The following is a 15,026-nucleotide window of genomic DNA, read 5'->3' as shown; positions in this document are numbered from 1 at the left end:
CGGGAGGCAGTCTCGCGTATGTCGTTCTGCGGGTGACGCGAGACGGTTAGCACGCGGCAAAACCCGTCTTGCGGGGTGCAAGAGACGGGGCGCGAAAGACGCGATGCGCGATGCGGGGACCGCATCGCGTGGTGCCATGAGCGCGAAGCGCGATCCATTTGACAAAGGACGGGAAATCGCCCCTGCAAGGAGATTTTCTACATTGAGTACAAGCCCTTATAGCCGACTCCACTTGCGTTGGGAGTCGGCGGGCTTGTACGAAGTTGGCAAGAAATAGGAACGTTAACTTCAAAATGCCCCGCCGCCGCAGACTGTCAGAGATCGAGCGATTGACCATCGCCCAGGAGCGCCGGAACGGCGTCTCCGCGGCGTCATTGGCCGCGCGCTACGATGTCAGCCTGAAGACGATCTACAACGTGGTGAACCACCGGGATGAGCGTCAGACAGCGAACGGCAGCCGATCGCGGGTTGTGGGGATCCGGGTCTCGGACGACGACCTGCGCCGGTTCGACGCGGCGCTGTCGCGGCGCGGGATTGCGCACCGCTCGGATGCCATGCGCCGCCTGATGCTGGCGGCCGCAGGTGTCTTCCTGCCCGACGACGAGATGTGTGACGAGTTGCGCTGCCTCGGCGCCGCGCTCAACCGGGTCGGCAACAACGTGAACCAGATCGCGCGACGTCTGAACGAGGCCAAGGTGCGGGGCGAGAGACTGTCCTACCCGGCCTCAAGTCACCGTGACGTCCGCGCCCTTGCGGGTCTGGTCTTCGATCTGGCCGACCAGGTCCAGGAGATGTCGCGTGCGCGGCGCAGCCTGCTGGACCTTGAGATCAGCTCTGCCCTGGCGGGCCTCGCCGAGAGGGATGAGAATGGCGCGGAGTGACCGGGTCCGTGGCATCGACCCGGCGCTATTTGAACGAGGCTGGAGCCGGGTTTCGGGATCCTGGCAGGGGCTTTCCATGGGCGCGCAGATGGTTCGGGCCGCGCGCGGCTATTCGCCAGCGATCTTCAAGGCTATCTCGAAAGGGGGCTGCCACACCGGGGCGCAGCTACGGGCGCAGCTCACATATCTCACGACGAAGTCGACCCATATCCTCGACAGTCGCGGCACCCATGACGGGAAGAAGCAGCTCTCGGAAGCCGAGATCAACCGAGTGGCGCGGCGGTTCGAGAACCAGTGGAACGAGCGCTACAGCCCCAAGCTTGGCCATACGTCGCATCTGCTGATGGCATTCCCGGTTGGAACCAGCGGCGAGGAGGTGCGCGATATCACCCAGGCGGTCTGCGAGAAGTTCTTTCAAGGTGAGGGGTCGCAATTCGACTATATTGCTGCAATACACCAAGATCGCGCGCATCCACATGCGCATATCGTTCTGAACCGCCGCAGCAAGGATGGCGAAATGTTCTTTCTCGGGAAGGATCATCACTTCAACTACGACGCCTTTCGCGAGGCGATGGTCGAGGCGGCCCAAGTTCATGGGATCCGCCTTGAGGCGACGCGCCGTCTGGATCGCGGCGTCACTACCTACCGCGCCGAGATCGATGAAATCTACAAGGCTCGCGACGAAGGTCGTCCCCCGGTCGAGCGCCGGAGAACCGGTGCTGACCTGGCGGCCGCTCTGGAAACCGTCCGGCACAACGCTTTGATCTATCGCGGGCTCGCGGCGGAGGCGTCCCGTTCGAATTTCGAAGACGTGGCCGAAGCGCTCGAGAGGGCCAGCACCATCCTTGCCAGAGGCGGTCAGATTCAATCTGACGGAGCCATCTACATGTCCCAAGACGAAGCAGCGTTCGACACGCTGATCACCGAGTTTTCTCAGAACATTCGCCAGATCGAGGCGGCGATCGACAGGGCGCCGGCGGCCGAGAGGCCGGTGATCGAGCGCAAGCTGACCGACGTTCTGGCCTCGGTCGCGCATTTGAACCCGCTCGGGGATCGCTCCGCCGCCCTGGTCGATGCCCCATCCAGGGACGGCATCTATGCAAGGCCGAACTTAAGTGAAGAACACCTCGCGCGTCTTGACGATGGAGAGGTGGCACCAAAGCTGGCCGAGGCGTTGCAAGGCACGGGCATCGATGCCGAGGCTGTGGCCGCGCGCCTGCGGGAGGGGGCAGGCAATGCCGCATTGGAGCGCCAGTGGCTGGCACAGGATCTGCAGGGGATTGCCAAAGCAAGCGATCTCGATCTGGAGAAATCTGCGGACCGGGAAGAAGCGCTCGACCGGCTGGAAGCCGTGCATGTTCGGTTGGGCGATGTCCTGACCGACGTACGCGTCCTTCGCGCGCCAACCGAGATCGACGAGGTGGACAACGCTGAGCCAGCGCTCGGCGAGCGGTTGGCGGCATCAGGGGGTGATCTCGAGAAGGACGGGCCCGAAATCTTTGCCCCATCGGAGCGGCAGGCGTTCAGGGCGCTGGTGGCGCAGTTCCGTCGGACGGATTTCGATCATCCGTTCTCCGACGACCCGTCTGTAAGGCGGGCCGGCGCCGTGGAGGTTGAAGAGGCCCGCGTCGCGTTCGACGCCTATGCGCAGAGATCTCCGCAACATGCCGAATTGGCCTCGATGGCTTGGGAACAGATGACTGACAGTCGAATGCCGCCGCAATATGCGGTATCGGAGCAGGACCGCACGCTTCATGCTGGCGACATGGACCTCGCCTTGCGGGATCCTTCGGATCATCTCGGTCCGATCACCGAAGAGCTCCGCATCCTCGCCCGTTATCGCACGGAGATGCCGGATGACGAGTTCGGGCAGGCCGTCCAGGACGAAATCAATCACCTTCGTTCGCTCGGCGCGTCGCGTGCCTATATCAGCGAACGCAGTTTCGAGATCGAGGACCAGGCGCGACAGGACTACGCCGAGCGCCGGTATCTGGAGGAGACAGCGCCAACCGTCATGGCCTTTGTGCGAAACGCCGACGTCGAGGGCCCACTCTCCGAGTCAGAGCAGCAGGACATCGTGCAGCAGATAAACGAGCGACTAAGCCCTGACGCAATCGACGCGCTGCGGGCGGGAAATGCGGACGTCCTGGACAAGTTCACCGAGGATCCGCTGCGCCAACTGGAACTCGCCAAGACCTATCTTCAAAGCAGCGAGGTCACCGCGCATGGCCCGGCCATGGAGCGCGTTCTCGATGCTCTGGCCGAAGAGCAGATCGAGGCGCAGCGTGCGCGCCACGCCGCGGCACATGGTGAGAAGGGGATCACCCATGGATAAAGGCAAGATTGCCCTAGGAGTTTTGAGCCTCGTGCTGGTCGGTCTCGCCATGGGCTATGTCGTGGCGACCGGCTTTGTCATGTTCCGCTATGGGCTTTCTCCCACCCGTTTCGACGTCACCCTGCTTGCCCGCGAATATCGGGGTCTGTCTCAGTCCGCGCCAAAAGACTTCCTCTGGGTGAACCTTATCCTTGGCGGCTTCGGCCTGGCATCGCTGATGCTGAGCGTCACGCTTCTGGGGGATGCATTGACCCGCTTCGGGACGACGCATTGGCAGACTCGCAGCGAGATGAAGAGGAACGGCTTCTTTGCCAAGCCCGGCGGCGGCTTCCTTCTGGGCAAGCTCGGCTCCCCGAAATCCAAGCGCCCGTTCCTAGTTTCAAAAACCTTCCCCCACGCGCTGATCGTGGCGCCTACGGGCCGGGGCAAGGGCGTGGGGTTCGTGATCCCGAACCTGCTGACCTACAAGGGCTCCGCCGTGGTGCTCGACGTGAAAGGCGAGAACTTCCGCGAGACCTCGCGCTTCCGAGCCAGCATGGGGGACAAGGTTTTCCGCTTCGCGCCGACCGACTGGGACCGACCGACACATCGCTATAATCCGCTGGCGCGCATTGCTGCCATGACCAACCCCGACCGGCAGCAGATGGAGTTGAAACTCACCGCGAAGCTCTTCCTGCAGACCGACAATGAAAAGCTGAGCGGGCTTCTGGCCGGGGGCATCGACTTGTTCGTGGCGGCCGGTCTTCTGGCCTTCGAGCGCGGCGTGCCGACCATCGGCGAGATCTATCGCATCACAGCCTCGGGGGGCGACAAGCAGAAGGAATACCTGAAGCGTTCGCAGGAGGTGAAGAACAAGTCGGCCAAACTGATCTTCGAGCGTATGGCATCGACCAACAACGACACCCTCACTTCCTACCTCTCCCTCCTGATGACATCGGGTCTCGACACTTGGGACAACCGCGCGATCGACGCGGCCACCGCGACCTCTGACTTCTCATTCCGGGATATCCGCCGCCGCCCACATGCGATCTATCTTGTGGTCGAATCCGAGATGATCCGACCGCTTGCCCCGCTGATCCGTCTCTTTTTCTCGGACCTGATCGCTTCGCTGCAAGCACAGGAACCTGGCGATGACGAACCTTGGCCGGTCATGATCATACTCGACGAGTTCGACCGGCTCGGGAAGATGCCGATCGTCGCCGAGAGCATCAAGACGCTGCGCTCGTTCGGCGGCAACCTCGCGATCGTGACCCAGACCATCCCCGCGCTCGATGAGATCTATGGCGAAAACACCCGCCGGTCGCTGCAGGGCGGCGCCGGGGTAAAGCTCTACCTCACCCCGTCCGAGCAGAAGACCATCGAGGAATTGAGCCAGGCTGTCGGCAAGACCACCAAGCGTGTGGTGACCCGCTCCCGTGCTGTTGGACGCAATCCATTCGAAGGGCGCAGCGTCTCGGAGAGGACAGAAGATACCCCGCTCCTGACCGAGGATGAGGCCCGGCGCATGGACCTAGACGAGGTCATCCTCGTGATCGACGCGCAGATGCCGATCCGGGCAAGAAGGGTGAAGTATTTCGAGGACCCGGTGTTGAAGGTTCTGCACGCCGGTCAATCGGGAAGCTTCCCGTATCCGGATGAGGAAGGCCTTCGGCGGGACCGACAGATGTCCGAGACTCGCGAGACGGTCGAGAAGCTGAAGCAGGAATTGCAGGAGGTTCGGGCGGCTGCGGGACCGCGGGAAGTCGACCCGAATGCGCCTAACGCGGCGAAAACTGACCCTGTCAGCGCAGCGAAGGTTCGAGGCCGCGCGGCTCGTGCTGCTGGAAGCGGAGGTGGCCAGGGACAGCTGTCGCTCGATCTCGCAGGAATGGGTCTCAACCATGCAGGCAGATCAGAACTGGCAGCGGCAGTGCAAACGACGCGGGCGATCATTGAAGCGCATGGATGACTAATGGCCGCCGCCTCTCTGGCGGTATTATGCTGGCTCCCAGAGACGTGCACACGGATCGCACATCGCCGTCACAGGGCGTTGCGAAGTCGGTCCAATCTGCCCGAAAAATCCGAGGTTTCCCTGCAACAACGATTTGCTTGGCGACCGCAGGACGGGATGGACCCGATATCCAACCAACTCCACGTTAAACTATTGTTTCTGAATCGCTTCCCAAAACGCTCCGCCCACCACTGACGTTGTGACCATGCCCCGCATCAGCTCTACTTGGAGCATCTAGTTTCCCTGTGACATGCTTTCTTGATAGTTCCGCTCGCCCTCTGGCCATGTGCTCTTGATGTAGGCTAGCACCGCGCGGATTTCCGCGTCGCTCAGAACGCCTCCGAACCCCGGCATGTCGCTCTCGTAGCCGCCGCCGACGATCGCGGCCGTGCCTTCCTTTACGATGCGGAACAACACATCGTCGGGATGGTGCCAGGTGTGACCGCTGGCGTCATGGGGAGGCGGCGGCAACCGGCCCGAGGGAAGCGGCGAGCGCCAATCAGGTTGGCCTTCGAGATCCGTTCCGTGGCATGCGGCGCATTGATCGGAATAGATCTGCCGTCCTTGCGAGACGACCTCTACCGAGGCGATACCGCTGGTTGAAGCACTGCGATAGTGCCAGCCCGCAATCACAATGCCGCCAGCGGTCACACCTGCCACCGCTATTCGGACGCCTCTTCTCAAGTGTTCGGTCCCGATCGCTTTAGTAATTTATCGCCTTCACGCTGAGGCCGAATCAGCCAGAGATCTATCGCCGGCGGCAATGGACATTTTTGCGAGCAATGTCTATCTTTCTGGCATGTTCGCCCGAGTCCTCTCCATACTTGCCATAATCTCGATCGCCGTGGTTACGACGATCGGCGCAGCCCATGCTACGCGAATGGGCGGTATGCAGCTGGACCATACGGATCATCTTGGTGCGATGATGCACGCGTCCGGCGACGCTCATCCATCCTGTGACGGCAACCAGCATTGTGGAGCGACCGACGCCTCCATTTGCGAGTTTGTTTGTACAGGTCTGTCGGTTTTCCTGGCGATGCCGGGGGTGGAGACCGGACACGCCTTCGAGCCCGCGGACCACGACTCTCCCGCCGGGGCCGTCCACGTCAGCCATATGCCAGGACTGAACGAACGACCTCCCAAGCTCCGTCTCCTCTGATAGCGCCCGGGCCGACGCCCGCGGCGTCCCCATAGGCATTTTTGTACGGGACGGAATGTCCCGAGGAGACGACCATGAACACCCTTTCACGACGCGGTTTTCTTGCCGCAAGCGCGGCCGCCGTTGCAGTTGCGCACATGCCCCGGTTTGCCCTTGCGCAAACCCCTGACTCACTTCGCCTAGCCGCGGCCACGCGCACGCTCGACATCGACGGACGCGCGGCTTCAGTCTTCGGCCTTGCCGGTTCCGGCGGCCAGGGACTGGTGCTCGATCCCGGACAGCGGTTCCGGGTCGATCTGACCAACGATCTCGACATCGGCACGATCATACACTGGCATGGGCAGATCCCGCCCAACGCGCAGGACGGCGTGCCCGACATGCCGATGCCCCTGCTCGCGCCGGGCGAGACCCGATCCTACGACTTCGAGGCGCGGCCCGGCACGCACTGGATGCACAGCCATGTGCCAACCCAGGAGATGCAGCTGCTCGCCGCGCCGCTGATCGTGCGCTCGGCCGAGGATGTCGCCGCCGACCGGCAGGAGGTCGTGATGTTCCTGCACGACTTCTCGTTCAAGTCCCCGGAAGAGGTTCTGGCCGAGATAAGCGGCGGTCACGCGGGCGGCGGCCACGGCGCACACGCGCATCACGGCGGTGCTCAACCCATGCAGGGGACGCCCATGGGCGGCATGGGCGCCATGCCGGGCATGGATCACGGCGCGATGGGCGGCATGCCAATGGACCAGATGCCGGGTATGGGCGGGATGATGGGCATGGGCGGCCAGATGGGCGGCATGGCCATGGACCTGAACGACTACGACTGGGACGCCTATCTCGCCAACGATCGCACGCTATCTGACCCCGACGTGGTGCAGGTCGAGCGCGGCGGTCGCATCCGGCTCCGCGTCATCAACGCCGCGGCGGCCACGGTGTTCTGGATCGATACCGGGGCGGCCGGGGCGCGCCTCGTCGCGGCGGACGGTCACGCGGTGCAGCCGCTTTCCGGCAACCGTTTCGGGCTCGCCATGGGACAGAGGCTCGATCTCGAGATCGACCTGCCGAACGAAAACGGAGCCTGGCCGATCCTCGCGCTGCGCGAGGGGGCGAGGGAGCGCACCGGTCTGATCCTCGCCACGCCCGGTGCCGAGGTGCGGCGCGTCGATGCCGTGGCGGAGGCTGAAGCGCCCGCGTTCGACACCGATCTTGCGCAGGAAGCACGGCTGATCGCGGTGGACGCCCTGCCGGAGCGCCCCGTGGATCGCAGCCAGATGCTGATGCTGGGCGGCTCGATGCAGCCCTATGTCTGGACGATCAACGGCGCCGTCTGGGGCCAGCACCAGCCGGTCACGGCGCGCAGAGGCGAGCGGGTTGTGCTCTCCTTTCACAACATGTCGATGATGGGGCACCCGATGCATCTGCACGGCCACGTGTTCCAGGTCGTCGGGTTGAACGGACGCCGCGTGGCAGGCGCCTTGCGCGACACGGTCTACGTGCCGCCGATGTCGATGGTGGACGTGGCGCTGGACGCGGGCGAAGCCGCGCGCTGGATGCTCCATTGCCATCACATGCCGCACCTGGCGACCGGCATGATGACCGAGTTCGCGGTATCGGCTTCGGTCTGACCGCAGGCGGGGCGTTCGCTTCGAGCGCCCCGACGTCCCGATCGCTGCGGTTTCGCTCCACCACCTTCTCGCGAGATCCGCAGAGACGGGCCTCTCGCAGCCCGGAAAACAGGAGGACGACATGATGAACTGGAACGACATGGGCACCGGTATGGGGTTTGGCTGGCTGTTCGGCCTGCTGATCCTTGTGCTGCTGGTTTTGGCCATAGCAGCGCTGATCTGGGCCGCGACGCGAGGGAAGGCAGAAAGGAAGAAGTGATGGCCCAGCAGTATCAGAAGAACAGCCTGTCGCTCTTCGACACAGTGGCAATGGGAACCGGCGTGATGATCGGAGCGGGCATTCTCGCACTGACCGGGCAGATTGCAGAACTTGCGGGTCCCTTGTTCCCCCTTGCCTTCGTCGCTGGCGCCGTGGTGACGGGATTCAGCGCCTATACCTACGTCAAGATGTCCAACGCCTGGCCGTCTGCGGGCGGGATCGGGATGATCCTGACCAAGGCCTACGGTCCGACGACGGTCGCGGCCGGTGCCGCGCTGCTGATGGCGCTGTCGATGGTCATCAACGAAAGCCTCGTGGCGCGGACATTTGCGACCTACCTCCTGCGGGGGCTCGATCTGAAGCCCGAGGGCTGGCTGGTCCCTGCCATCGGCGTGGGCCTCATCGTCTTCGCCTACCTCGTGAATGCGGCAGGCAACCGCTCCGTGGGTCTTCTGTCGCAGCTCATGGCGGTCCTCAAGGTGGGCGGCATCGCGGCCTTCGGCATTGCCGCGCTCTGGGCCGGCGGCTTCTCTTTCGAGGCGGCGGAAGGCGCGGATGGCGGTGCGGTTGCGGGCTTCCTTGCCTCGGTGGCGCTCGCGATCCTGGCCTTCAAGGGCTTCACGACGATCACCAACAGCGGCGCCGAGGTCACCGACCCGCACCGCAACGTCGGGCGAGCGATCATCATATCCATCGCGATCTGTGTCGTCGTCTACCTTCTCGTCGCCTTCGCCGTCGGCGCCAGCCTGCCGCTCGATCGGATCGTGGCGGCAAAGGACTACGCGCTCGCCGAAGCGGCCGAGCCCGCCCTCGGGCGGATCGGCTTCTACCTGACAGTCGCGCTCGCACTGGTCGCGACCGCCTCGGGCGTGATCGCCAGCATCTTCGCTGTGTCGCGGATGCTGGCCATGCTGACCGACATGAAGCTGATCCCGCACAGCCATTTCGGTATGCCGGGCACGATCCGCGACCATACGCTCGTCTATACGGTGGTGATCGCCAGCGCGCTGACGATCTTCTTCGACCTCAGCCGGATCGCCTCGCTTGGCGCCTTTTTCTACCTCGTGATGGACATCCTGATCCACTGGGGTGTCTGGCGGACTCTGCGGGAGGAGATCGGCGCGCATGGATGGGTCCTGCTGACGGCGATCGGACTGGACGCGGTGGTCCTTGCGGCCTTCGCCGCGCTCAAATGGCAGAGCGACCCGCTGATCGTCGTCATCGCGATCGCCGGCATGACCGCCGTTTTCCTGTTCGAGCGCATCTTCCTCGCGCTCAACCCGCCATCGCACGAACCGGCGCATGGCAGCCACCATTCCGCACAAGAAGAAAGACACGAGCCCACCTCTTGACCTTCCAACGACTGGAGGCCGCACACCGGGACAGAAAGGACATCAATCCATGGCCAACCATCATCACCATCACGCTACCTCCGACACCAAAACCGGCGCAAAGACCGCGACCGACCCAGTCTGCGGGATGCAGGTCGAGATCAAGGAGGGCGCGCGGACGCGCGACTACGGCGGCGAGACGTTCCACTTCTGCTCCGCCGGGTGCCAGGAGAAGTTCGACGCCGATCCGTACTTCTACGCCTCCGGCAACGCGAAGAAGGCCGGACAGAAGGCCCAGCCCGGCACGCAATACACCTGCCCGATGCACCCCGAGATCGTGCGTGACGAGCCGGGGAGCTGCCCGATCTGCGGCATGGCGCTGGAACCCATGGTGCCTTCGGACGAACCGAGTCACGAGCTCGTCGATTTCACGCGACGCATGTGGATCTCGGCGGCGGCGGCGGTGCCGCTCATCATCATCACCATGGGCGAACTCGTCGGGCTAGACGTGCGTGGGTGGATGGGGCACCGCCTCTCGGTCTATGCTGAGTTCGTGCTGGCGACCCCGGTGATCCTCTGGGCCGCGCTGCCGTTCTTCCGGCGCGGGATCGACTCGATCCGCAATGTCTCGCCGAACATGTGGACGCTGATCTCGCTCGGCGTCGGCGCGGCCTATCTCTACTCGCTGGTCGCGACCTTCGCGCCGGGCGTGTTCCCGGCCGAATACCGGATGGGCCACGGCGTCGGTACGTACTACGAGGCGGCCGTTGTCATCGTGGCGCTTATCTTCGTCGGTCAGGTGCTGGAGCTACGCGCGCGGGAGCGGACGGGCGACGCGATCCGCGCGCTTCTGGACCTCGCGCCCAAGACCGCGCGGCGCATTTTGGCAGACGGGTCGGAATACGACGCACCGCTCGAGAACATCGTCGAGGGCGACCTTCTGAGGGTCCGGCCCGGAGACAGCGTGCCGGTGGACGGCGAGGTGGTCGAGGGCCGGTCGTCGGTCGACGAGAGCATGATCACGGGCGAACCGGTCCCGGTGGAGAAAGTCGAGGGCGACCGCGTCACCGGCGGCACGATCAACAAGAACGGCACGCTGGCGGTGCGCGCGACGCAGGTGGGCGCTGACACGGTGCTGTCGCAGATCGTAGAGATGGTCGCCGGGGCGCGGCGGTCGCGGGCGCCGATCCAGGGACTCGCGGACAAGGTCTCCTCGGTTTTCGTGCCGACCGTCGTTGTGATAGCCATCATCGCCTTCGGCGTCTGGCTCTGGGCCGGGCCCGAACCGGCGCTGGCCTTCGCGATCGCCTCGGCCGTTTCGGTCCTGATCATCGCCTGCCCCTGCGCACTGGGGCTCGCCACGCCGATCTCCATCACCACGGCCGCCGGCCGGGGCGCGCAGGCGGGCGTCTTGATCAAGGATGCCGAGGCGCTGGAACGCATGGCGCGGGTCGATACGGTGATCGTCGACAAGACCGGCACGTTGACCGAGGGCAAGCCGCGACTGACCGATGTGGTGGCGCTTCATGGCGACGAGGCGGAGGTACTCGGCCTTGCCGCTGCGCTCGAGCGCGGGTCGGAGCATCCGCTCGCCGAAGCGATCGTGGCCGGGGCGAAGGACCGCAGCCTGTCGCTCGAGACTGCGGAGGACTTCGAGGCGGTCACCGGCAAAGGGGTCCACGGCACTGTCGGGGGACGCAGGGTCGCGCTCGGCAATGCGGCGATGATGACCGATCTCGGGCTGTCGACGGACGAGGCCGAGGCAGAGGCCGACACGCTGCGCGCGGACGGCAAGACAGCGATGTTCGTCGCCGTGGATGGCACGCTCGCCGGGATCGTCGCCGTGGCGGACCCGATCAAGGAGACGACCGAAGCGGCGATCCGCGATCTGCACGCGCTGGGTCTCACCGTCATCATGGCCACCGGCGACAACCGGCGAACGGCCGAGGCGGTGGCCTCAAAGCTCGGCATCGACGAGGTCCGCGCCGGCGTCCTGCCGGAGGACAAGCAGAAGCTGGTCGAGGAACTGCGCGCCAAGGGCAAGTCGGTCGCCATGGCCGGTGATGGCGTGAACGACGCTCCTGCGCTCGCGGCCGCGGACGTCGGCATCGCCATGAGCACCGGCGCCGACGTGGCCGTGGAAAGTGCCGGGATCACGCTCATGCGCGGCGATCTCGTGGGGCTTGTCCGCGCGCGGAAACTGGCCGTCGCGACGCTCAGGAACATCAAGCAGAACCTGTTCTTCGCCTTCGTCTACAACGCCGCAGGCGTGCCCGTCGCCGCGGGGGTGCTCTATCCCCTGACCGGCCTCCTGCTCTCGCCGATGATCGCGGCGGCGGCGATGAGCCTCTCGTCGGTCTCGGTCATCACCAATGCGCTGCGGCTCAGGCGGATCGACCTCTGAGCGCACCTGACTTCAACCCATGGAGAACGACATGACACAAGACACCCTCACCCGACGCGGCCTGCTGATCGGCAGCGCGGCCCTTCTTGCAGGGCTCCCCCAACTGTCGCTGGCGCAATCCGGAGGACCGTCGATACACGTCCTGAAGGACCCGAATTGCGGCTGCTGCTCGGCCTGGATCGAGATCCTGGAGGGTGATGGCTTCACCGTCACGACCGAGGCGAGCATGGGCACGATGCTGATGCGCTACAAGTCCGACAATGGCATCCCGCAAGAGATGGTCTCCTGTCACACCGGCCAAGTCGAGGGCTACATGATCGAGGGCCATGTGCCGGCCGCTGATATCCGGCGGCTGCTGGCCGAGCGTCCCAGCGCCGTGGGTCTGGCCGTTCCGGGCATGCCCTACGGTTCCCCCGGCATGGGGCCGGAGAGCGAACGCGAGGCTTACGACGTGTTCCTCATCCTTCATGACGGCAGCACCGAGGTGTACACGCGCTACGAGGCAGCAGGTCTCTAGCTGGATCATCAGCCGTTGCTCAGTCGCGCTGTGCTTCACCGCCCCAGCCTTTTCGCCCTCTCGGCCATCCTGACCACCTGCGCGCTCGCCGTCGCCGCTGCACTCCGCACAGCAGCGGGGGCCTGGACAGTCCCCCGCCCGATCGCCTCACCCGTCGTGAGCGCACCGATCCGCGCCCTGCCCTTCACGCCGTCGGTATTGAAGATCCCCCGCAGGATCCCGGTCGATCCCGCGACCACAGCGGGTGCCGCGGCCACCATCAGGTTCCCCGAGATCCCCCGCACGATCAGGGGCGTGGCCGCGACGAAGCCCTTCGCCAGGAACACCATCACGAAGAACGGCACCAGCGAGCCGATATTGGTTGCGGAGTTTGGGTCACCGAGCTGCGCTAACAGCGAATTCGCCATACCGACCACGGTCGAGAACATGGCGGCGATGACGATGGGGTAGAAGGCGTAGCTAATCGTCGTCGAGACCCATCTGTGGAAGAAATCTTTGGTCGCGTCGAAGAGCGACAATGCAATCATGATCGGAGCAAGGCCGAGCATGAGGGTCAGCATCATCTTGGCGAATATGAGGACGATGCCGGTCATGAAGCCAAGGAAGCTCAAAAGAATAAGCCCGATTCCGCCTAGGATCGCGCCCGTCATCCAGTTCAGGTTGCTGCCGATGGCATTCAGGTACTGGCTGAATTTTTCGATCAGGATGTCGAATTCGCCGGCAAAGTGTGTGGCTCCGGCTCCTCCGCCGCCAACCGAAGACACCAGTGCGCCAGCGACGTAGTCCAAGCCTCCAATGACTGCGTTTGCTACTGCATTGAAGTTTGCCCAATTGAAGGCGAACAGACCGATAAGGGTCAGCTTGATCAGGTACCAGAAGAAGCTGGCCCCATCCATGCTGCGGAACTGGAATGCCATGTTGATGCAGACGCCGATTAGCGAAAGCGTGACCATCAGCAGGACGATCGTGCCGGTATTGCTTGCCACGGCCCCGAACTGGGACTCAGCCGCATCGACAAGGAACGCGTCTGCCGTTCCGACCATCCAGCTGACGACGCCCATTACCAGTTGCCTTGAGCTTCGCAGATTGTACGCACGCTCGGCTCGAGTTGCTTCCTTACTTCAATCCAGTCGCGGCGAAACGCTGAATGCTCGGCTTGGCTAAGGCCTGCATACCTTTCATAATATTCGCCATCGGAGCTATCCCAAGCGGGAAAGCGGGTTTCACAGCTGCAGTCGCCAGATTCTGCAATCTCCTCCCAGGCACGAATTTCGTACAACTCCATCAAAGCTGCTGCCTTGTAAGCTTCACGCGGATTGATTTCGTCCATCCAGGTCGGGCGCGCCGGACGTTCGTTGCAGATCCGGTATTGTTGCGGCGACATATTGACTGTGAGATCGTTTGAGACCTGCGGCGAAGTCTGCGCCACAAGAGGGCCCGCCAAGGCGGCAAGCATGAGTGCGAGAATTAGTTTTCGCATCTGGGGGGTCCTTTTTTACTCAGCGGCAACGGAGGGGCTCTTGTTGACTCTGCCGTCGACCGTGTCGAGGTTCAAATCTGTGGTTTGACCCGGCAGGAAGAACTCGGTGATTCCACGCGCGCCTTCATGGCGGCCTGCCTGAATGATCACGTCGATCGAGCCCTCAATGTAATCGATCATGTCGGCATAGGTCATCGGCACATCCGTTTTGAGGGCGGCGAAGGCGAGGCGACGAACAGCAAGTTGTGGGGTCTCGGCATGGAGCGTAGTCAGCGATCCACCGTGGCCGGTATTGATTGCCTCGAGAAACGTCATCGCCTCGCGCCCGCGGACTTCGCCTAGGACGATCCGGTCAGGTCGCATGCGAAGCGTTGAGGCCAAGAGCACATCGGCACTGCGGGCATCCGTGTCCCGGTCCGCGATCAACGTCACGGCATTGGGCTGCTCGGGGCGCAGCTCGGCCGCCTCCTCGATGGTGATGATCCGCTCTTCGGGCGGAATCAGCGAAAGGATCTTGCGCGCCGCAACCGTCTTGCCGGTCGACGTGCCACCCGAGACGATCATGTTGAGCTTGTTCTCGACGCAAAACCGCAGCGCGGCGCCGATGTCGCCGGATGTCACCACATCGCGCAGCGCGGCGTTTCGTTCGCGCCGCAGACCTTCGAGGCTGCGCTCCTTTCCAAAGAGGAAGCCGAGCCGGATTGCCTCTAGCGGCAGGGAGGAGAAGAACCGCAACGATATGGAGAACCCGCCTTCCACTGCCGGGGGTTGGATCACCTGCGCACGGATCGGGCGATCTCGATATAGGATCGAGACAGAGACGATGGGCTTCTTCGTGCTGAGCGTGGTCGAGGCGGCGGAGGCGATCTGGTTGCCGAGGTCCTTGATCTCGGTCTGGCTCAACGGGCTGCCGAGACCTCGCATGAAGTGATCGCCCTGGAATTCGCCCCAGACTTGTCCGTCGGGATTGATGCAGATCTCGATCGTGTCGTCGTGCAGGACTTTGGGACCGAAACGGTCGAGCGACGCCTCCAGATAACTTGCAGCCATG

At 63.8% G+C, this 15,026-nt stretch carries 13 protein-coding genes; 9 read left to right on the top strand and 4 right to left on the bottom strand.

Going from position 1 to position 15,026, the window contains the following annotated elements; translation table 11 throughout:
* Positions 1-329 precede the first annotated feature (329 nt).
* Genes mobC through BLR51_RS18485 form a run of 3 tightly spaced genes read left to right on the top strand, consistent with a single transcriptional unit; the run spans position 330 to position 5,164 of the window.
* The gene (gene mobC / locus BLR51_RS18495; protein WP_235939880.1) at positions 330-881 is read left to right on the top strand and encodes a plasmid mobilization relaxosome protein MobC; all 552 of its coding nucleotides are present in this window, start codon (positions 330-332) and stop codon (positions 879-881) included.
* The gene (locus tag BLR51_RS18490; RefSeq protein ID WP_089849745.1) at positions 868-3,216 is read left to right on the top strand and encodes a relaxase/mobilization nuclease domain-containing protein; all 2,349 of its coding nucleotides are present in this window, start codon (positions 868-870) and stop codon (positions 3,214-3,216) included. Before mobC ends, BLR51_RS18490 begins: the two co-directional genes overlap by 14 nt.
* Positions 3,209-5,164, top strand: a complete 1,956-nt coding sequence (locus tag BLR51_RS18485; RefSeq protein ID WP_089849742.1) for a type IV secretory system conjugative DNA transfer family protein — start codon at positions 3,209-3,211, stop codon at positions 5,162-5,164. Before BLR51_RS18490 ends, BLR51_RS18485 begins: the two co-directional genes overlap by 8 nt.
* A 276-nt stretch (positions 5,165-5,440) precedes the next feature.
* Here the strand turns inward: BLR51_RS18485 and BLR51_RS18480 are convergent, their stop codons facing one another.
* Positions 5,441-5,797, bottom strand: a complete 357-nt coding sequence (locus BLR51_RS18480; RefSeq protein ID WP_224953406.1) for a c-type cytochrome — start codon at positions 5,795-5,797, stop codon at positions 5,441-5,443.
* A gap of 172 nt (positions 5,798-5,969) precedes the next feature.
* On the opposite strand from BLR51_RS18480, the gene BLR51_RS18475 reads away from it, so the two are divergent.
* The 6 genes from BLR51_RS18475 (at position 5,970) to BLR51_RS18455 (ending at position 12,495) form a co-directional block, all read left to right on the top strand.
* On the top strand, positions 5,970-6,365 hold the full coding sequence (locus BLR51_RS18475; RefSeq protein ID WP_010141886.1) for a hypothetical protein: 396 nt from the start codon (positions 5,970-5,972) through the stop codon (positions 6,363-6,365).
* A gap of 74 nt (positions 6,366-6,439) precedes the next feature.
* Positions 6,440-7,984 carry a multicopper oxidase family protein gene (locus BLR51_RS18470; RefSeq protein WP_089849739.1) on the top strand — a complete coding sequence of 515 codons (1,545 nt, stop codon included), beginning with the start codon at positions 6,440-6,442 and terminating at the stop codon, positions 7,982-7,984.
* Positions 7,985-8,105: 121 nt separating this feature from the next.
* On the top strand, positions 8,106-8,243 hold the full coding sequence (locus BLR51_RS27800) for a hypothetical protein (protein WP_165616879.1): 138 nt from the start codon (positions 8,106-8,108) through the stop codon (positions 8,241-8,243).
* Positions 8,243-9,595 (top strand): APC family permease, encoded by a 1,353-nt coding sequence (locus BLR51_RS18465; RefSeq protein WP_010139851.1) that lies wholly within the window; start codon positions 8,243-8,245, stop codon positions 9,593-9,595. The genes BLR51_RS27800 and BLR51_RS18465 overlap by 1 nt, the downstream gene beginning before the upstream one ends.
* Before the next feature lie 49 nt (positions 9,596-9,644).
* The gene (locus BLR51_RS18460; RefSeq protein ID WP_066707454.1) at positions 9,645-11,978 is read left to right on the top strand and encodes a heavy metal translocating P-type ATPase; all 2,334 of its coding nucleotides are present in this window, start codon (positions 9,645-9,647) and stop codon (positions 11,976-11,978) included.
* A gap of 31 nt (positions 11,979-12,009) precedes the next feature.
* Positions 12,010-12,495 (top strand): DUF411 domain-containing protein, encoded by a 486-nt coding sequence (locus BLR51_RS18455; protein ID WP_036745186.1) that lies wholly within the window; start codon positions 12,010-12,012, stop codon positions 12,493-12,495.
* Between the two features lie 35 nt (positions 12,496-12,530).
* On the opposite strand, the gene BLR51_RS18450 is transcribed toward BLR51_RS18455, so the two are convergent.
* The 3 genes from BLR51_RS18450 to BLR51_RS18440 are packed head-to-tail and all read right to left on the bottom strand — an operon-like array spanning position 12,531 to position 15,025.
* Positions 12,531-13,556 (bottom strand): TrbL/VirB6 family protein, encoded by a 1,026-nt coding sequence (locus tag BLR51_RS18450; RefSeq protein ID WP_089849735.1) that lies wholly within the window; start codon positions 13,554-13,556, stop codon positions 12,531-12,533.
* Positions 13,556-13,975, bottom strand: a complete 420-nt coding sequence (locus BLR51_RS18445) for a hypothetical protein (RefSeq protein ID WP_089849732.1) — start codon at positions 13,973-13,975, stop codon at positions 13,556-13,558. The genes BLR51_RS18450 and BLR51_RS18445 overlap by 1 nt, the downstream gene beginning before the upstream one ends.
* Before the next feature lie 15 nt (positions 13,976-13,990).
* The gene (locus BLR51_RS18440) at positions 13,991-15,025 is read right to left on the bottom strand and encodes an ATPase, T2SS/T4P/T4SS family (protein WP_089849730.1); all 1,035 of its coding nucleotides are present in this window, start codon (positions 15,023-15,025) and stop codon (positions 13,991-13,993) included.
* Position 15,026 lies beyond the last annotated feature (1 nt).

It is taken from the genome of Salipiger marinus (assembly GCF_900100085.1).
Lineage (GTDB): Bacteria > Pseudomonadota > Alphaproteobacteria > Rhodobacterales > Rhodobacteraceae > Salipiger > Salipiger marinus.
The sequence above is the reverse complement of the archived record's forward strand: the minus strand, read 5'-3'. Positions and strand labels throughout refer to the sequence as shown.